A 19,149-nucleotide genomic window follows, 5' to 3' on the forward strand; every position below is an offset into this window, starting at 1 on the left:
GTATGAGGCGTTTATTGTTAGCGGCAAGCGTCGCTGGATTAGCCGGGTGTGAAACGGCGAAGTTAGAGGCGCCCCTTGATCCTGCGCCAATGAAGCCCGCGCAAGAGATTGCCTTTGACGCGGGCGAGCCAGTACGCGAGATCGTCGAGACCGCAAGGCCTTATCCTTTGCCTGGACAGTTAAAACTGAAAGAAGAGCCAGCGCCGCCGCCATCGCTCGCCCCTTTCGAACGGATCGACGCCGCAAACGACCGCGCCAAGGTGGAGCCCGATCTCAACAGGTTTCTCAATGCCGTTCAGGTCTATCCTTTTATGGACGGCGCCCTTTATCGCCTTTATGCGGCGCCGGAGCAGGTGACGGATATCGCGCTGGAGCCAGGCGAAATTCTCAATTCGGTTTCCGCTGGCGACACGGTACGCTGGATTGTCGGCAACACGACCAGCGGTGGGCCCTATGGAAATAATGGCGGCGAGCGCGTGCATATTCTCGTAAAGCCCATTGCGCCGGACCTAAAAACCAATCTCGTCATCACAACAGACCGTCGCGCTTATCACCTTGAAATGCGCTCGTTTCGTGAAACCTACATGGCCGCGATTTCCTGGACCTATCCGCAGGACCAGTTCAAACGCCGCCGTGACGAGAACGAACAGCTGCGCAAGCGCGAGGAAATGATCGTCGCTGCGGGCGTATCGCCCGGTGATTTGCGGTTTCGCTATGAAATCGAGGGCGACAAACCCCATTGGCGTCCCGTTCGTGTCTTTGACGACGGGCGTCAGGTGTTCATTCAGTTCCCGGAGAACATATCGCAAGGCGAAGCGCCGCCGCTATTCGTGCTCGGACGCAAAGGCGATCCTGAACTCGTCAATTACCGGATGCGCGGCAACTACTATGTCGTCGATCGTCTCTTTGCAGCCGCTGAATTGCGTCTCGGCGGGAAGAAACAGGATGTCGTCCGGATTGTAAGAACCGACCTGAAGAGGCGGTCGTGACCGAACGTGAAAAAGTAGACCCATCGACGCTCGAACTGCGGCCCAGACCGCGGCCGGTCACACGACTTAACAAGAACGCGCTGATGCTAGCGGCGGGCGGAGCTGCGCTCGTCATCTTCGCCGCGACAAGTATTGCGTTAAAGCCGCCGCGCGCGGCGAGCGACGCGCGTCCTCAAGAGCTTTACAATGTGGATACAAAGCCGACCGCCGAAGGTCTGGAGGCCTTGCCATCCAGTTACGCCGATATCCGCCCGCCGCTTGGCGACCCGTTGCCCGGCGATCTTGGCGCAGCGCTTCTTCGCGCACAGCAGGCGGCGCAAGGCTCGGACCAGTCGGGAATAGACCTCTCGGCGCCTCCGCCTGTCGCGCCGTTTCGGAATTCGCCCGAGGCAGATGCAGCGAGGGAGGCTGCGCTCCGGGAAGCGCAAATGGCTGCCGATGCGCGCGAGGCTGGGGTGTTCTTTCAACTATCGACACCAGCAGTCCAGGCGATCAGTAGTGAGAGCGCGCCGGAGCGCGTGTCGCCTTTTGATATTGCATCGGCCTTTCAAGGCGCCGCCGCGGCGCCGGCGCCGTTCGGCAGCGAACGGGAAAACGATCCGAGCCGACAATTCCGCAAACTTCAGTTTCTGGAGGGTGATCTCGATTCCGCAACTGACAACGGCCATCGTCTCGAAGACCCGGAAACGCCGTTCGAAGTTATGGCCGGCTCGATTATCCCGGCAAGCCTGATCACGGGCGTCAATTCTGACTTGCCGGGAACGGTCGTCGCGCAGGTCACGCAAAATGTTTACGACACAGTGAGCGGCCAATATGTGCTGATCCCTCAAGGCGCTAAGATTATCGGCCGATACGACAGCGTCATCGCGTTTGGGCAGTCCCGAGCGCTTTTGGTCTGGTCGCGAATAATCTATCCGGACGGCGCATCCATCGTAATCGAAAACATGCCAGCTAGCGACGTATCCGGTTACGCCGGTCTCGCCGACAAGGTGGACTTTCATACATTCCGCTTGCTGAAAGGCATCGTCCTCTCAACATTACTTGGCGTCGGAACGGAATTATCTTTCGGCGACTCTGAAAGCGATCTGGTAGAGGCGCTGCGAGAGTCCGCGCAGTCATCCGCAAATCAGGCTGGACAAAGGATTATTCAGCGAAATCTCGACATCCAGCCGACAATTAGGATCAGGCCAGGATGGCCATTTCGCATCATTGTTCACAAAGATCTCGTTCTTCGCCCCTATGAAGCGGAGGGAGCGATCCGATGAGTCTTAAGCTCGGCCCGATTCCTGAACGCGCCCCGGTCAAGCTCAACATATCGCTCGCGCCCCCTGTTCACGAAGCGCTTGTCGATTATGCGGCGCTTCACGAGCGCGCCTATGGCGCGAAGGCGTCGATCCCCGAAGTCGCGGCCCTGATGATCGAAAACTTCCTGGAAAGCGACCGGTCCTTTCGGCGCGCGCGCAAAACCCTTCATCAACCCGTGAAAACAAAGGAGACTTCAAAATGAGCGTAATCGGCACATTTTCGAAAAGCCCGGATGGATACGTTGGAACGATCCGAACCATGACAATCAACGTGAAAGCAAAAATCGTCGCCAACGACAAGAACGGAAATGACAAAGCACCAGACTTTCGAATTATCGCCGGTGGCGCAGAGCTTGGCGCCGCCTGGCGTTCGAACAGCTCCGGCGAGGACAAGAAGTCGTTTCTCAGCGTTGAACTCGATGATCCGAGCTTTGCGGCTCCCGTCCGCGCGGCATTTTTTGAAAATGTGAACGACGGGACCGGCGCTTTGGTGTGGAGTCGCAATCGATAAATTTTAAGTTGGTAAGGTGGCGTAGATCGATGAAAACTCCAAGACGGCAGTTGCTTAATTCAGATTTGGGAGACGCCAACCGCTCGCCCCTTCCTCGGGCTCGTAAATTTCCTAAGCCGGAATTGATTCGTAGAACAATGGATGAATGGCAGCCGCACTACGCACACAGGCTGACACAGGAAGACGCCCGGGAGATCGTCGACAACGCCGTTGGCTTTTTTCGAATTCTTCGAGAATGGAAAATTGCTGAACAGAAGGCGCAAGGAGGACATTCGAAGCACAATTAGAAAATGCGCGGTCCTTCAATGAAGCGCGTTCTGTTCTAATTGCGGCCAACCGGTTGATTGGCCCGCAATTTCCCCAAATTTGATTCGTCGAACATTTTAGGAACAAGCCATTCGCACCGAGCCCGAATGATGCTAGAGAATCTATATTTCTCGTGAAGCTGAACGGACGGACCCATGGCCTCTCGAAACTGGGCAAAAACTCAATCAAAGCAGCAAACTGCGCCGCGCGCCGTAGTTTATGCACGCGTTTCCTCTAAAGAGCAGGAAAAAGAAGGGTTTTCGATTCCCGCCCAGTTGAAGCTCTTAAGCGAATACGCGGCGATAAACGGTATCCGCGTGGCTGAAGAATTTGTCGATGTTGAAACGGCCAAGAAAAGCGGTCGCACGCATTTCGACAAAATGATGACTTATCTGCGTCGCCATCCGACTGTGCGCGTTTTGTTGGTCGAGAAAACGGACCGCCTTTATCGGAATCTGAAGGATTGGGTGACCGTCGACGATTTGGACGTCGAGATCCATTTTGTAAAAGAGGGAACGGTTCTTTCCTACGACTCGCGGTCGTCCGAAAAATTCATGCACGGCATCAAAGTTTTGATGGCCAAGAATTACATCGACAATCTTTCGGAGGAAACGCGGAAAGGAATGCTGGAAAAGGCGGAACAGGGGATTTGGCCGTCCTGCGCTCCGCTGGGCTATCACAATACCGACGGGCCGAACGGGAAGAAGATAATTGAAGTCGATCCCATTGCTGGGCCGCTCATTGCCAAAATGTTTGAATGGTATGCAACAGGCCGTTACTCACTTCGGCAGCTTGGCGTTAAAGCACGTTCTCACGGGTTGACGTTTCGGAAGAGCGGCCAACCTGTAACCAACAGCACCATTCATAAAATTCTCCGCAATCGAATTTATACGGGCGAGTTCGATTGGAAAGGGAAGCGATATCAGGGCAGCCATGAGCCACTCGTAACCAGTGAATTGTGGGCGCGGGTCCAGGGCGTATTGGATGGAAGAAACACATCCAAGCTGCGGGGATCATCCGCGCATGACTTCGCCTTCACCGGGCTGATCACCTGCGGCCATTGCGGCTGCGCCATGGTCGGAGAGCTGAAAAAGAAAAAATACGTCTACTATCATTGCACTGGGTTTAAGGGAAAATGCGGCGAGCCCTATACGCGTGAAGAAGTGTTGGAAGAGAAATTCACTTCATTTTTGCGTAAGCTCCGATTCGATGATGACGTTTTTGAGTGGGTCAGCCGGGCGCTGAAAGACAGCTGCGCCGACGAGAAGCGCGAGCATGCCGAGGCCATCGCTAGGCTTGAGAAAGAGCGAAATCGGCTGCAGCAGCGAATTGACGCCATGTATATCGATAAGCTCGACGGGCGGGTGTCTGAGGACTTTTATGACCGAATGCGGACCCAGTGGCGTGACGAGCAGGCGCGTTGTGCAAGGGACATCGAGCGTCACGAGTTGGCCGACGATTCCTACATGGACGAGGGTGTCGAACTGTTGAAATTGGCGAAGGACGCCCATCGCCTGTTCGAAAAACAGTCGGCAAAAGAGAAGTCGAGGATGTTGAATTTCTTACTTTCGAACTGCACTTGGGCGCATGGAGAATTGAACGCAGAATTCAAGCAACCATTTGATTCTCTTGCAGAAATGGCAATGATTGCGGCGCAAGCCTCGTCATCGAAAATGGGCGATTCGGCTCGTTTTGAGAAATGGCTCCCCGAACTGGACTCGAACCAGTGACCCGCTGATTAACAGTCAGCTGCTCTACCAACTGAGCTATCGGGGAACGCCCTTGGAAGGCGGGCTATAGCAAAGGCCCATTCTCGAATCTACACCCATTTGCTTAACGAAGGGCATTTTTTTGAGGCGCAGGCCCATGTTGGCGTTAACCTTCGCGGTGCAGCGCGATGAGCGCGCTTTCCATCGGGCCGGGGCGGGCTTATCTTTACCCGATGCCGCAAAATCCCATTCTCGCATATGGCCGCTGGATCGCTGAGACGCCGCCTGCATGGCCGGAAGAAGCCGTGGAATCCGCCCGCCGGGCTTTTATCGACTTGATTGCTGTCTCGATCCCCGGCGCCGCAGAACCGGTCACGCGCCGCGTCTTTGAAACGGCCGCGCCCTGGGGCGCCGGGCCTTCCACCGCTATCGGCCTCGGCGCGTCCTTGGCCCCACCCTGGGCGGCGCTGGTGAACGGGGCCGCCGCGCATGCGCTCGATTTCGACGATAATTTTGACCCCGCCAAAGCCCACGCCAGCGCTGTCCTGGTCCCCGCGATTCTCGCGCTTGGCGAAGGCGAGGGCGCCTCGGGATGTGATTGCCTTGACGCCTATATTGCCGGTCTTCAGATTCTGGGCCGGGTCGGGCAGGGCGTGAACCCCGTTCATCGCAACCGGGGCTGGCATGCGACGGCCACTATCGGCGCGGTTGGCGCCGCTGCCGCCTGCGCGCGCCTTCTCAAGCTTGACACCGACAAAGCCGCAAACGCCATCTCTATGGCGACCAGCATGGCGGGCGGGTTCATGTCGCAATTCGGCACCATGACCAAACCGCTCCACGCCGGTCTCGCAGCCAAGGCGGGAGTGATGGCCGCGAGCTTTGCACGCGCCGGCATTGATGCAGGCCGCGACACGCTTGACGGACCAAACGCCATGAACCGTCTGATGGTGGGGCCGGATTATGAACAGCTCCGCGACAATCTCACCCATGTGGAGCACGGTCAGAATTTGCGCTTCGGAACCGACAATATCGGCGAGCCTCTGCTCATTCTCTCCAGCGGCCTCAAAGTGAAACGCTTTCCAAATTGCGGCAGCGCTCATCGCGCGATGGACGGCGTTCTGGAATTACAGGGAGCGCACGGCTTTACGTCTGATCAGGTAGAGGCTGTCCACGTTTTTGCGCCGGTGACGCATCTGAACAATCTGATGCATGTGAACCCGCAAGACGGGCTCCAGGCGAAATTCTCCCTTGAATATGGCGTCGCTGTCGCCCTTGTGACCGGCAATGCAACACTCACCGATTTTACGGACGAGGCTGTGCGCAGGCCCGCAATTCGCGATCTTTTCGGCCGCATTCACCGCCGCCCGGTGGACAAGGCGGAGGGCGAATTCGCCACCGAAGTCGAGATTACGCTCAAGCACGGCCAGGTGCTGAAAACCGCCGTGCCAATGCCTGTCGGAAGCCTTGCCGCGCCATTTACACTGGAGCAATACTGGGCGAAGCTTGATGGCTGCGCCGCTGGCCTGATTTCCCGGCAAGCGCTTGAAAAGCTTCGCGCGTCCCTTGCCGATCTGTCCGAATTGTCGTCTCTATCGCCGGTAACAGAGCCGATTAAAGGCCCTTTCCTGTCTTGAAGAAGTTGAAAAGGGGGAGAAGTTCATGACGGAGCCGCGCTGCACAGCGCTCGTCCTTGCCGCGAGCCGCGGCAGTCTTGACCCGCTGGCGCAGGCTGGCGGTGTTTCCCATAAATGTTTTATCGATATCGCCGGACAGCCGATGCTCCGCCGTGTGGTCGGCGCCGTGCTGGAGTCCGGCCGCGCAAAGCGCACCATCGTTCTGATCGAACAGGAAAGCATTGAGGAAGCGAAAGCGATCCTCGCCGGTCTTCCGGGGGCCGAGCATATCACCTACATGCCGAGCCAGGATAATATTGGCTCCAGCGTTGCGGCGGTCGCAGCGCCGGATATGCTCCCGCTCGTTATCACCACCGGCGATAATGCGTTGCACACAGGAGAGATGTTCGGTTTCTTTTGCGACGCGCTTGACGGTCTGACAGATGATGTTGCTGTCGGCCTGACGCCGGCGACGTACGTTCTTGAAAAATATCCGGACGGGAACCGCGCCTTTCACCGCTTCCGCGACGGCGCTTATTCTTCGTGCAATCTCTATGCGATTCTGACGCCGCACGGGATTGAAGGGGCGCAGGTGTTTAAATCCGGCGGTCAGTTCGGCAAAAAGCCGCGCCGGCTGATCGGCGCTTTCGGGCTTTTCGCGTTTCTTCTCTACCGGAGCCGCCTGTTCACGCTACGCACAGTGTTACAGACGCTCTCGCGCGGCATCGGCGTGCGCACAGCGCCAGTGCTGATGCCATACGCAGAAGGGCCGATTGATGTGGATCGCCCTGTCGACTGGGAGCTTTCCAATCGCATCATCGCGGCCAGGGAAGCCGCCGGCTGAGGCAAACCGCCGGCCACAATAAACAGCATACAAACAGAGACGGCCGCGCTTGGGGGAAGCGCGGCCGGTACTCACTGTCGTGGGGTATGGTGGGGTATCTTCTCGGGAGAAGACACTATTAACGTCTCATCAAGTTCTTAACATATGGTTAACAGGAAACGGGGCCGAAAGGCCCCGTTTCCGTGTGTTTCTCGAAGATAGCCGCGCCTATTCGGCCGGATCCCAGAGGGGATTCCGGCGGCCGCTAAGGCCCGGCACATGACCTTCATGTGATTCGCCGTAATCTGACTGTTCCGATGCGCCGTGGCCCACAGGTGGCTGCTTTTCGCCGCTCCATGCCCAGCGATAAAAGCGCGAGATGTCAGCGCCGACAGCGTACATCGCCGGAACGAAAAGCAAGGTCACGAAGGTCGCGAAGAAGACCCCGAAGGCGAGAGAGACGACCGTCGGCATCAGGAACTGCGCCGAGGTTGAACGCTCGAACATGATCGGCAACAGGCCTACGAAAGTGGTGAGCGAGGTCAGCAGGATCGGACGGAAACGTCCGACGCCCGCCTTGACGAGAGCGGAGATCGCGCCTTCGCCTTCATCGCGCAGCCGGTTCACATAGTCGATCAGAACAAGGTTGTCGTTGACGACAACGCCGGCCGCAGCCGCGATCCCAAAGAACGAGAAAAGCGCGAAGTCGAGACCAAAGAGAAAGTGACCGAAGGCCGCGCCCATAAAGCCGAAAGGAATCGCCGACATGACCAGCAGCGGCTGGAAGTACGAACCGAAGGCGATCGCCAGCAGCATATACATGGCGAAGAACGCGAACCCCTGAAGCCCCGCCCATTCTTTGATGAAATCGGCCTGATCTTCAGCGTCGCCGCGCTGGGCGAGTTCGACATTCGGGTGACGCTGCTTGAATTGGGGCACGAATTCATCGCGATAGATTTTCATCACGGCTTCGCGGTCAACGCCTTCGCGCAGCTCGCCGGTAATCCGCGCCGAACGCTGGCGATCACGGCGGTCAATACGCTTAAAGCTGGGCGCGAACTGAGCGTCGGCGACGACGGTTAGCGGCACCTCGCGTCCGTCCGGGGTGCGAATGCGCATGGATTCGATGGTGGTCAACGATTCCCGGTCAGATTTGGGATAACGCACCATGACGCGCACATCCTGTCCGCCGCGGGGCAGGCGCTGCACCTCTTCGCCATAGAATGCCTGACGGATCTGACGGGAGACTTCCGCGAGCGTCAGACCGAAACGCTCTGCGCCGGGTTTCAGCTCGACCTGAAGCTCAGGCGTCGCCGACTGCAGATTGTTGCGGACGTCATATGTCCCGGGCAGGGTGCGCAGGAAGTTCTGCAAATCAAGAACACCCAGACGCAACTCTTCAAGGCTGTCGGATTCAATCCCGAAGGTGAGATCGGGGCCGTTGTCATTCAGCGTATAGCTGATGGTGATTTCCTCGGCGTCCGGAATGTCTCCAAGCTCTTCCCGGAAAAGCTCGGCGATTTCCTTGGTGGATTGCTTGCGCTCATCCGCAGGAAGGATCGTGACATAGGCGGAAATATCGTCTTCATCGGCGCCGATATAAACGGATTTGACGAATTGCCTCTCCGGCGTATCGAGATCTTTCTTCAGCTTGTCTGCGGCGAGTTCAATTTCTTCAAAAATTTGCTCTGACCGCGCCCAGGGAGAACCCTCCGGCATGCGCACGGTGAGCGACATGAAGGTGCCTTGCACTTCAGGCTGGAATTTGAAGGCGACCCAGCCTTGCGCGAGCAGCGCAGCGGAAATCATGAAGGCGCCGATAAAAAACGCGACGGTGAAATAGCGGAACCGAAGCGCGGTCTTGACCGCCGGCCGGTACACATTGTCCGCGAAGCCCATCAGGCCTTCCGCGAAGACTTTCTGCAGCCGGTAGTAAACGCCGTCCTTGTTCTGCTTTTTCATATGCGCGAGGTGCGACGGCAGAATGAGGAAGGATTCGATCAGTGAGAACAGAAGCGCGAAAATGATCGTGTAGCTGATATGTTTCGTGAACTGCGCCGTGCCGCCTGAAAGAAACAGCCAGGGCATGAAGGTGATCATCGTCGTGAGGACGGCGAACAAAACCGGTTTCGCCACGAGCTGCGTGGAAATCGTTGCGGCGTCTACGCCTTTGCCGCCCGCTTCGACTTCATTGTGGATGGCCTCGCCGACAATGATCGCGTCATCGACGACAACCCCGATCACAAGCAGGAACGCAAACAGCGACAGCATGTTCAGCGACACGCCGACGGCGGGTAGGAAGATGAAGGCGCCGAAGAAGGACACTGCGATCCCCACCGTCACCCAGATGGCGACCGACGGGCGCAGGAATAGGAGCAGCACGATCATAACGAGCACAAGGCCGATGCCTGCGTTCGAGGCGATCAGATTGACACGCTCAAAATAGAGATCGGCGAAGTCGAACCAGATATAAAGTTCGGTCTTGCCTTCATATTCCTTGTTCTTTTCCTCAAGCCATTCATCGACGGCCTTGGACAGAGTGACGATGTTAAGCGTATCGGGCGCCTGTACGGCGAGATTGACCGCCGGATGACCGTTCACCTGACGGATGGATTTTGAATCCTCGAATCCGTCGACGACATTTGCGATGTCTGCGATGCGGATGGTCGATCCGTCGGCGAATTGGCGCACAACGATCCGTTCGAACTCTTCTTCTGTGTCGGCGAGGTTGCGAGTGGCGAGCTGGATGTTGCCCGTGTCGGTGCGCACCTGTCCGCCGGAAAGGTTGAGCGAGGAGCCGCGAATGGCCTGGGCGACATCGTCGAAGGTGAGGCCGTAACGGCGCAAGGCTTCTTCCGAAACCTCGATCGAGACTTCCTCGTTACGCACGCCCCAGGTCTCCACAAGCGGCGATCCGTTCGGGATTTGCGCGAGTTCGTCGCGTAATTCGCGGCCCAGCCGGTTCAGCTCGCGCGGTTCAAGGTCGCCGTAAATCGCGATGAACTGGGTCGGGTTCTGGTTGCGCCATTGCCGGATGATGGGCGGGAAGGCGTCTTGCGGCAGGGTTGAGATGCCATCGACTCGGTTTTTGATCTCATTGAGAAAGAACGTGGCGTCTACGGTGTCGAGGCCTTCAACATTGACTGACGCGACGCCTTCGCGCGCGGTCGAGCTGATATGTTCAACGCCGTCAATGTCGGAGATCGACTCCTCAATGCGCAGGATGATCTGTTCTTCCACTTCCTGCGGTGAGGCGCCGGGCCAGGCGACGGAAATTGTCGCGCCGTTAAACGACGCGGAGGGAAAGACTTCGCGCTCCATCCTGGTGAAGGCGATGATGCCGGCGATGACGCAGGCGATCATCAGCAGGTTTGCAGCAACTGAGTTTCGCGCCCACCATGCAATAAGTCCGTTCACGTTTATTCTCCGGATGTAATGTTGGAGGCGGTTGCGGACGGCGCAGGCTCCTCGGAAGTGCGAGAGCCGGGGATGTCGTCCAGCGGATCGGCGGGGCTGACCTTGTCGCCGTCGCCGGCGCCGCGCAGCGGCGAGGTGACGACGCGATCGCCTTCATTAAGGCCGCTGGCGACAGTTATGGTGTCGCGGTCAGTGGAAACAATCGCCACCTGGTGTTCGGCCAGCGTGTCGTCGTCGGCGATGGTGTAGACCCTGTCGCGGCCGTAAAGCGCAGAGCGAGGCAACACGATGGCGTTTTCATAAGGCTTGCCGGTGATCGTCGCTTCCACGAACAGGCCCATGGCCAATGGCGCGCCGTCATCCGATCCGGCGCCATAGGGGTCGTCGACGACGGCGATGGCGATCACCTGACGGGTGGCGGCGTCGATAGCGCCGTCGGTGCGGGCGATGCGGCCGACCCAGTTGTGGGTCTTGCCGGCGAGCGTCGCGGTCATATAGACGGCCGGGCCAGGATTGTCCTCGGTTTCGGTGAAGGCGAGGGGCAGACCAAGCTTTGCAAGATCGTTGTCGGTGAGCGGCAAACGAATTTCCGCAACATCGGTGGAGAAAATGCGGCCCAGCTGTGCCCCCGGGGCGACATACTGACCGACGCCGACGATGCGTTCACGCACACGGCCGGGGAAAGGCGCGCGGATGGTGGTGCGATCCAGATCCAGTTTTCTGGCCCGGTATTCCGCTCTCGATTGCTCAAGCTGCGGAATGCGCAAGGTCAGGTCCGTCGGGTCGTCATCAAGACCGAGTTCTTCATAATCCCTGCGCGCCAGCGCGGCTTCGGCTTCTTCTTGCGCCAGTCTGGCGCGGGCGGCGGCCTCTGCGGCGCGGTAAGGCGCGTCTTCAATCTTGATGAGCGTGTCGCCTTTTTCAAAGGCGCCGCCATTCACGAATTCCGGCGATGTCGAAACGATCTGTCCGGAAACCTGCGCGGTCAGTGAAATATCGGTGCGCGGACGGACTTCGCCTTGCGCCGAAACGTCGAGCGTTACGGATTTTGACTTCGCAACCGTGAAGAATACCGAGGGCGGTGCAATCTCGGGTTCCTGCAGCTCCGGCTTGGGGCGCAGCGATCCCATGGCGATGACCAGGGCGACAAACCCGACAAAAATGCCGATCGTGCCGAAAATGGTGAAAAACTTTCGAAACATGAAGGCTACTTACTCTCCGGTTTCAGCTTGCAGCGAGGCCAGCTTTTCCTCGGTGAGGAAATCGCCCCCGATGGCGAGATAAAGCTGGACGCGGTTCGATACGCGCTGCTGCTGGGCCTGGATGTAGGCGCTTTCCGAAGAGATCCTCCGGGTCTGCGCATCCAGCAGGTTAAAGATGGTTGCGGCGCCGCTGGAATAACGGCGCTCGGTCAGGTCTTCGGCGGCGGCGGCTTCTTCATAAGCAAGACGCAAGGCTTCTTCGCGCGCCGCGAGAAGGGTTTCCGCCGCGATTGCATTTTCAGCTTCCTGATAGGCGGTCAGCACCGTCTGCACATAGCTGTAAAGAGAGGCTTGCGCGGCGGCGCGGGCGCGCTTGGAATTGGCGAGGAGACGCCCGCCCTGAAACAGCGGTTGGAAAAGACCGGCGGCGATATTCCCGGCGAGGCGTTCAGGGTCGAGTACGTCGGCGAGATTTGGACCCGATGTCGAAATTTGCGAGGACAGCGTCAATTGCGGCAGCATTTGCTTGCGTGCGGCGCGGGCGCGAAGGCCAGCGCTTTCCATGCGCGCTTCTGCGGCGGCGAGGTCAGGACGCCTTGCGAGGATTTCGCCCGGCGCGCCTGCGCCGGCCAGTTGCGGAAGCGAGGGCAGCGTAGCGGCCGCTTCAAGCTCTGCGGACGGATAGCGGCCGAGCAGCACTTCAAGCGCGCGCGATGATTCAAGTTCAAGACGCTGACGCAAGGCAAGGTTGGCCTGGCTTGATCCGAGCGCAGAGCGCGACAGGCGCACATCAAGGCTGGAAGAGACGCCGCGGTCATAGCGGCGTTCGGTGACGCGCAAATTGCGTTCACGCGCCTGCGTATCGCGTTCGGCGAGTTCACGCTGCTGGCGCGCTTCGATCAGCGAAAACCAGGCTTGCGCAACGCGCGCCGCCAGAGAAAGGCGCGCAGCTTCTAGATCGGCGTACGCTGCGGCGGCGTCTTTATAGGAAGCCCGGGTTTCATCTGTGAGACGGCCCCAGACATCGAGCTCCCACTGGATCTGTGCGCCAAGGGAGAAGTTGTTGATGTAAAGGCGACGGTTCGGAAGGTCAGCGTCTATAAAGCCGTCATTATCTGTATCAAGCCCGTCTAGCCTGCCGTCGCCATCCGAATCGAGTCCGAAGCGATCTTCAATCTCTTGCGCGCGCAACCCACTCGCATCGGCATTGCCGCCGGCCTGCGCCGCCGATGTCGGGTCGGTGACAATGGCGTTGCGGCTCGAACGGGCGGAAGCGCCGAGCGTCGGCAGGAGGTTGGCGCGGGAGATGCGCGCGCCTTCGCGCGCCTGATCAAGATTGGCAGCGGTGGCAAGATAATTGTTGTTGCGTTCAAGCGCTTCATCAATCAGGCCGCGCAGCGCGTTGTCATGAAACGCCGCCACCCAGTCGCCTGTGGGCGCGACAGTGACGTCAGCGTCCGCTGTCCACACGGCAGGCGCGTCCGGCAATTTCGCCTCCAGCAGCTCCTGATCCACGCTTGCACAGGATGCAGCCATAAGGATTGCGGTCGCTGCGGCGCTGCTGCGAAAAATTGCTTTACCAGAAAACATCGGGCCCCTCTTTGTCCTTGTTCTGCAAACGTACATGTCGGCGCCGCGCCCTGACTGCAAGGCTATTTCGGCCAGATGAGCGGCGTCTGCGATAAACACCGAACATTTGGGCTAAAATGGTGACGCAACCTACCGTCCCATCTTGACACGATGGTTAACAAATAGGGACTGCGCCTCGAAAATCGCAGGAAAAAAGCGGCTTTTACCTCACACTCGCCAATCTTTTTCACGCGGCCGGATGGAATGGCGGGCTCGTTTTTCAGCTCAGGTTTCCAGGGCGCGCGCATCGGTCCGCGCTCGGCGTCACCGCCAGGGCGGCCGCCCGGAAAAAACTTGAAGCATATCAATGTAATAGATGTTTCTTACGGAATTCGTCGCGCAGCCCCGGAAATCCCACTCCGAAGTAGCCGGAGTAGTGGAGGCCACGGCCGGAATCGAACCGGCGTACACGGCTTTGCAGGCCGCTGCGTCACCACTCCGCCACGTGGCCGAAAAACAACCGCCCTGTGGTGTGGGGCGGCTCCGAAGGGCCGTCCTCATAGCGCGGGGCGGGGGTGCGGTCAAAGGCGAAATGCGCGGCGCCGGTTTGGCCTGTCGCGCCGCGTTGGCCAATGCGTTGCAACCGGACGCGGCCGGATGTATGCCCCGGGAAGAAAGAACCGGCCACAAGGGGCTTAAAGATGGACTTCAAGACGGCGCGGCGGCGGATGGTGGACAGTCAGGTGCGCACCAATGACGTCACCGATTTGCGGTTGCAGACAGCGCTCGAAACCATACCGCGGGAGATGTTTCTGCCATCGGCCTTGCGCGAGCAGGCATATGTGGAGCGCGAACTCCCTTACGCGCCGGGTCGTTCCATGCTGACTGCGCGGGATTTCGCCAAGCTCGTCGCTGCGGCTGATCCGCGTCCCGGCGATCTCTGCCTCGATGCGGTGGCTGGCACCGGCTATTCGACGGCTGTGCTCGCCGGTCTGGTGGACATGGTGGTCGCGGTCGAGAGCGATGAGGCGCTGGCGGCGGCGGCTCAGGAAAACATCACCAAGCTTGATGTCGCCAACGCCGCCGTGATCACCGGCGACAGCGCGAAAGGCGCGCCGGGGCAGGGCCCGTTCGACCTTATCTTGATTGATGGCGTTATCGAGATTCGGCCGGACACGCTGTTGGCGCAGCTCAAGGACCGCGGCCGTCTGGCCACGATCGAGCGCCGCGGCGGCGTTTCCCGCGGTGTCGTCTATCGGCGCAGCGGCGACGCCTTCGCCGCCACAGAGAAATTCGACGCCATGGCGAAGACCGTGCTGCCTGGTTTCGCTGCGGCGAAATCCTTCGTCTTTTAACGGGATATTCACGCGGCAAGCTGTTGAATCCCCTTGAAGACAGGCAGTGCGGGCGCAGATACTTGATGTGGCGTCATCGTTTGCGTCCGGCGGTCGTCAGGGAGTTTTTGGTTGTGCGGGTTTCAGTTTCTCTTTTTGCCGTCTTGGCGGCGCTTGGCGCAGGGGTGAATGCGCCGGCATATGGCGAAACCCTCAATGATGCGCTGGCGATCGCTTATCAGACCAATCCGAATATTCGCGCCGAACGCGCAAGGCTGCGTGCGATCCGCGAGTCGAAAGCGCAAGCCTGGGCTGGCGCCTTGCCGCAGGTGACGGCGAGCGGCTCCTACAACAAGGTCGATGTCTCTCAGACCTCCACTCTGGGTTCGTCTGACGAAAAACTCGATACGATTATTGGCGCCGTCAACGCCGAACAGCCGATCTTCACCGGATTTCGAAATTACAACGCCATCAAACAGGCGGGCGCCCGTGTGCGCGCCGGCGGCGCGCAACTCGCCGCCGCAGAACAGCAGGTGCTGCTTGAGGTCGCCGGCGCCTATTTCAATGTTCAGCGCAACATGGCCGTATTTAATCTGAATACAAACAATGTGTCTGTGTTGCTGCGTCAGCAAGACATGGCGAAGGCGCGTTTCGATGTGGGCGAGATCACCCGCACTGATGTGTCGCAGGCTGACGCGCGCCTCGCTGAAGCGCGCGCGCGGCTGTCTTCGTCGCAAGGCCAGCTCGCGATTGCACGCGCCCAATATGCGGAGCTTGTGGGCCAGTCGCCGGGCGATCTTGAGCCTGTCGAGACGCTGCCGGAATTGCCGGAGACGCTTGAGGCCGCGCTTGTCATCGCCGACCAATACGCCCCCGCCAATATTGCCGCCCGCGAACAGGCCGAAGTTTCCCGCCGTCAGGTCAACATTGCGCGCGGCGCTTTCTTGCCGTCAGTAGCGCTGACCGCTGGTTATCAGTATGCGGAAGAACCAAGCTTTTTCGTCGAGAACAGTGAAGAGTTCTCGTTCGGCGCGCGCGCGTCGGTGCCGATTTTTCTTGGCGGCCTGAATTTCTCCCGCGTGCGCGAGGCGAAGGCCCTGCATGACAGCGACCGCTCCCGCGCCACGGCCGCCGCGCGTCAGGTCGAGGCGCAGACTGTCGCCGCTTGGGAGCGTCTTGTCACAGCGCGTGCAATTGTCCGTTCGGCGACGGCGTCAGTAGAAGCCAACACGCTTGCCCTTGAAGGCGTCCGCCAGGAAGCACAGGTTGGCACGCGAACGACGCTTGATGTGCTTAACGCCGAACTGGAAGCCCTTAATGCGCAAGTGACGCTGGTGAGCGCGCAGCGCGACGCACAGACAGCGGCGTTCTCGCTATTGGCGGCGATCGGGATGTTAACCCCTGAGGCGGCGGGCGTATCGCAAGAGGCGCTATCCGAAGCCGCAGGAACGCTTTACGAGGATTAGGCTTCGCGTAAGCTAGGCCTTGATAACTGGCGCGAAGCGCCTGAAAACCACACGTGAAGGGCTTTGCTCGCCCAATTCCGACGAATTGACCCCGTCAGAGGACCCTAGGTCACATGGAAAACGCCCAACCAGAACCCAGTATGGAAGAGATTCTCGCCTCGATCCGCCGGATTATCTCCGAGGATGAGGAAGATCAGGCAGCGCCGGCGGCCGTAAAGGCCGCTCCCGACCCTGCGCCCGCTCCACAAGCGCCGGCCGCGCCCAAACCAGCCGAGCCGGCGGCGCCCGAGCTGACCCTGACGCCTGAGGCGGCCCGGCCGCCATCAGCGCCCGCGCCTGCTCCAGCCGGGCAAGCCAGAGGCTTTGGCGCGGACGACCGGTTCAAGACTGACGACATTGAAATGGTTAGAGAAAAAACGGCGGCTCCGATGCAACATGACACCGAAGAAGACATTCTCGACCGGTCTGCGGCGGCTGCGGCCTCGCAAGCCTTTCAGAACCTGTCCCAGTCCGTCCGGATTTCCGAAGGGCCGGGGCGGACGCTGGAGGACATCGTGACCGAGATGCTCAAACCCATGGTCAAGGACTGGCTCGACGCCAACCTGCCGGGGATTGTTGAGGAAAAGGTCGAGGAAGAGGTTCAGCGCGTCGCGCGCCGCCGCCGCGGTTAAGCGGACGGGTAAGGATGGGCGGCTGAGGCCGCCCCCATCGAATTTGCGAAAGCCGGCTCCCCGAAGAAAAAATGGGGCCGGCTTTTTCTTTTGCGTCAAGCGAGCCGATGCGGGAAACCGGAGCCATGAAACAGCCAAAATCAGAATTGACCTATCCCGAGACCAGAACCGTCGACCAGACGGACGAATTTTTCGGCGTAAGCGTCGCCGATCCCTATCGCTGGCTCGAGGCGGATGTGCGCGAGGACAAGGCGGTGGCGGACTGGGTCGCGGCGGAAAATGAAACGACCTTCGCCTATCTGAAGACCTTGCCGGGTCGCGGCGCCATCAAGGCGCGCCTGAAGACGCTGTGGGATTACGAAAAATTTCTTCTCCCCGTCAAAAAAGGCGAGCGGATTTTCTATCGCCGCAATGACGGACTCCAGAATCAATATGTCCTTCATGTTCAGGACAGCGACGCTCGTCCGCGCATTCTCCTTGATCCGAATGGCTGGTCCGAGGACGGCGCCACGGCGCTGTCGACCTATCATCCGTCGCTGGACGGATCGCTGGTCGCCTATCAGGTGCAGGAAGGCGGTTCCGACTGGATGACGATCCGCATCGTTGACGCATCGAGCGGGAATGTTCTCGAAGACAAAATCGACTGGGTGAAATTTTCCGGCGTCTCCTGGGCGAAGGACGGTTCCGGCTTTTACTATTCGCGTTATCCCGAACCGGAAGAAGGCGAAGCGTTCCAGAGTCTCAATCTCGATCAGGCGGTGTATTTTCACAAAACCGGCGATGCGCCGGAGCATGACAGGCTCATCTATGCGCGCCCTGAACATCCGGAACACGGCTTCAGCGCGAGTGTTTCAAGCGACGGCAAGACGCTGGTCGTCACCGTGTGGAAGGGAACCGACAGCCGCTATGAAGTGGTGCTGATCGACCTTCAACATTTCGCGGCCGAACCCCTGGAAATCGTTTCCGGCTTTAAGCACGATTACAGCTATATCGCGACGGCGGCGGGCCGCCATTTTTTCTTTACTGATGAAAATGCGCCGAAAGGCAAGTTGGTCGCGACCCGGGTGACTGATCCCGGCGCCGCCTGGGAGGAGATTCTCCCCGAAAGCGCGCATGTTCTGTCCGGCGTCAATGTCGTCGGGGGCCGAGTATTCGCGCATTATATGGAAGATGTGAAATCGGCGGTGCGGATGTTTGCACTCGATGGATCGCCGCTTGGCGCGGTGACGTTGCCGGGCGTCGGCTCAGCCGGCGGTTTTGGCGGCGAGCCGGACGACACGGAAACCTTTTTCAGCTTCGAAAGTTTCAACCAGCCGCCGACGACCTATCGCCTCGACATCGCGACCGGCGAACAATCCATCTTCCGCGAAGCGAAGGCGCCGTTCGACCCGCAAGATTTCGACGTGCGCCAGGTTTTTTATCCGTCGAAGGACGGAACAAAAATCCCGATGTTCATCGCACACAAAAAGGGGCTGGATCTGTCGCAAGGCGCCCCGACGCTGCTCTACGCCTATGGCGGGTTCAGTGTCTCGGTGACGCCGGCGTTTTCCGTGACGCGGCTTCAGTGGATGGAGATGGGCGGCGTCTTTGCGCTCGCCAATATTCGCGGCGGCGGCGAATACGGCAAGGAATGGCATGACGCCGGGCGGCTGTTGCACAAACAGAATGTCTTCGACGATTTCATCGCGGCGGGCGAATATCTGATTGCTGAAGGGATCACCACAAAGGATAAGCTCGCGATACAAGGCGGGTCCAATGGCGGGCTGTTGGTCGGCGCGGTCATCAACCAGCGCCCGGATTTGTTCGCGGCGGGTCTGCCCGCGGTGGGCGTCATGGACATGCTGCGCTTCAACCAGTTCACGGCGGGGCGGTTCTGGGTCGACGACTATGGCGATCCGGCCAAGGAGGCGGATTTCAGGAATCTTTACGCCTATTCGCCCTACCATAATGTGCGCGATGGCGAGGACTATCCGGCGATCATGGTCACGACGGCGGACACCGACGACCGCGTCGTGCCGGGCCATAGCTTCAAATACGCCGCAGCCCTTCAGTCGGCCGATATCGGGGACCGGCCCCATCTCATCCGGATCGAGACCCGGGCGGGCCATGGGGCGGGCAAGCCCACGGACAAAATCATCGAGGAATATGCTGATATGTGGGCGTTTATCGCCGCCCACACCGGGTTAGAGCCTCCGGGCAAGTGATTGACGGTCAAAGCGGTTGAGCATTGGCCCG

14 protein-coding genes and 2 tRNA genes are annotated in these 19,149 nt (G+C 59.3%); 11 read left to right on the forward strand and 5 right to left on the reverse strand.

The features are described from left to right. Positions 1–2: 2 nt before the first annotated feature. The 5 genes from trbG (at position 3) to ACFOOP_RS11625 (ending at position 4,840) form a co-directional block, all read left to right on the forward strand. Entirely contained in the window at positions 3–989 is a 987-nt protein-coding gene (gene trbG, locus ACFOOP_RS11605; protein WP_379881119.1) for a P-type conjugative transfer protein TrbG, read from the forward strand. Further along, the gene (locus ACFOOP_RS11610) at positions 986–2,254 is read left to right on the forward strand and encodes a TraB/TrbI/VirB10 family type IV secretion system protein (RefSeq protein ID WP_379881120.1); all 1,269 of its coding nucleotides are present in this window, start codon (positions 986–988) and stop codon (positions 2,252–2,254) included. The genes trbG and ACFOOP_RS11610 overlap by 4 nt, the downstream gene beginning before the upstream one ends. Next, positions 2,251–2,496, forward strand: coding sequence for a DUF2274 domain-containing protein (locus ACFOOP_RS11615; protein ID WP_379881121.1), 246 nt, complete (start codon positions 2,251–2,253; stop codon positions 2,494–2,496). The genes ACFOOP_RS11610 and ACFOOP_RS11615 overlap by 4 nt, the downstream gene beginning before the upstream one ends. Further along, on the forward strand, positions 2,493–2,804 hold the full coding sequence (locus ACFOOP_RS11620; protein ID WP_379881122.1) for a DUF736 domain-containing protein: 312 nt from the start codon (positions 2,493–2,495) through the stop codon (positions 2,802–2,804). Before ACFOOP_RS11615 ends, ACFOOP_RS11620 begins: the two co-directional genes overlap by 4 nt. A 461-nt stretch (positions 2,805–3,265) precedes the next feature. Continuing rightward, positions 3,266–4,840, forward strand: a complete 1,575-nt coding sequence (locus tag ACFOOP_RS11625; protein WP_379881123.1) for a recombinase family protein — start codon at positions 3,266–3,268, stop codon at positions 4,838–4,840. Here ACFOOP_RS11625 and ACFOOP_RS11630 read toward each other — a convergent pair. Next, positions 4,811–4,886 (reverse strand) — tRNA-Asn (locus ACFOOP_RS11630). The genes ACFOOP_RS11625 and ACFOOP_RS11630 overlap by 30 nt on opposite strands. A gap of 121 nt (positions 4,887–5,007) precedes the next feature. Here ACFOOP_RS11630 and ACFOOP_RS11635 point away from each other — a divergent pair. Beyond that, entirely contained in the window at positions 5,008–6,453 is a 1,446-nt protein-coding gene (locus ACFOOP_RS11635) for an MmgE/PrpD family protein (protein ID WP_379881124.1), read from the forward strand. A gap of 25 nt (positions 6,454–6,478) precedes the next feature. Further along, a complete protein-coding gene (locus ACFOOP_RS11640) occupies positions 6,479–7,276 on the forward strand; it encodes an NTP transferase domain-containing protein (RefSeq protein WP_379881125.1) in 798 nt (265 codons plus the stop codon). Positions 7,277–7,483: 207 nt separating this feature from the next. Here ACFOOP_RS11640 and ACFOOP_RS11645 read toward each other — a convergent pair whose 3' ends face one another. The 4 genes from ACFOOP_RS11645 to ACFOOP_RS11660 form a co-directional block, all read right to left on the reverse strand. After that, positions 7,484–10,672 (reverse strand): efflux RND transporter permease subunit, encoded by a 3,189-nt coding sequence (locus tag ACFOOP_RS11645; protein WP_379881126.1) that lies wholly within the window; start codon positions 10,670–10,672, stop codon positions 7,484–7,486. A gap of 2 nt (positions 10,673–10,674) precedes the next feature. Further along, the gene (locus tag ACFOOP_RS11650) at positions 10,675–11,874 is read right to left on the reverse strand and encodes an efflux RND transporter periplasmic adaptor subunit (RefSeq protein ID WP_379881127.1); all 1,200 of its coding nucleotides are present in this window, start codon (positions 11,872–11,874) and stop codon (positions 10,675–10,677) included. Positions 11,875–11,883: 9 nt separating this feature from the next. Continuing rightward, positions 11,884–13,464 carry an efflux transporter outer membrane subunit gene (locus tag ACFOOP_RS11655; RefSeq protein WP_379881128.1) on the reverse strand — a complete coding sequence of 527 codons (1,581 nt, stop codon included), beginning with the start codon at positions 13,462–13,464 and terminating at the stop codon, positions 11,884–11,886. 416 nt (positions 13,465–13,880) lie between these two features. Continuing rightward, a tRNA-Cys gene (locus tag ACFOOP_RS11660) sits at positions 13,881–13,954 on the reverse strand. A gap of 190 nt (positions 13,955–14,144) precedes the next feature. On the opposite strand from ACFOOP_RS11660, the gene ACFOOP_RS11665 reads away from it, so the two are divergent. The 4 genes from ACFOOP_RS11665 to ACFOOP_RS11680 all read left to right on the forward strand — a co-directional run bounded on the left by ACFOOP_RS11665 (position 14,145) and on the right by ACFOOP_RS11680 (position 19,118). Further along, positions 14,145–14,798, forward strand: coding sequence for a protein-L-isoaspartate O-methyltransferase family protein (locus tag ACFOOP_RS11665; RefSeq protein WP_379881129.1), 654 nt, complete (start codon positions 14,145–14,147; stop codon positions 14,796–14,798). Between the two features lie 113 nt (positions 14,799–14,911). Then, a complete protein-coding gene (locus ACFOOP_RS11670; protein ID WP_379881130.1) occupies positions 14,912–16,243 on the forward strand; it encodes a TolC family outer membrane protein in 1,332 nt (443 codons plus the stop codon). A gap of 113 nt (positions 16,244–16,356) precedes the next feature. Continuing rightward, positions 16,357–16,914: a DUF2497 domain-containing protein gene (locus ACFOOP_RS11675; protein WP_379881131.1), complete on the forward strand. Its 558-nt coding sequence runs from the start codon at positions 16,357–16,359 to the stop codon at positions 16,912–16,914. Between the two features lie 125 nt (positions 16,915–17,039). Further along, positions 17,040–19,118, forward strand: coding sequence for a prolyl oligopeptidase family serine peptidase (locus ACFOOP_RS11680; RefSeq protein ID WP_379881132.1), 2,079 nt, complete (start codon positions 17,040–17,042; stop codon positions 19,116–19,118). Positions 19,119–19,149: the final 31 nt, after the last annotated feature.

The sequence above is a fragment of the Hyphococcus aureus genome, assembly GCF_042643165.1.
In the GTDB taxonomy this organism is placed as follows: Bacteria; Pseudomonadota; Alphaproteobacteria; order Caulobacterales; family Parvularculaceae; genus Hyphococcus; species Hyphococcus aureus.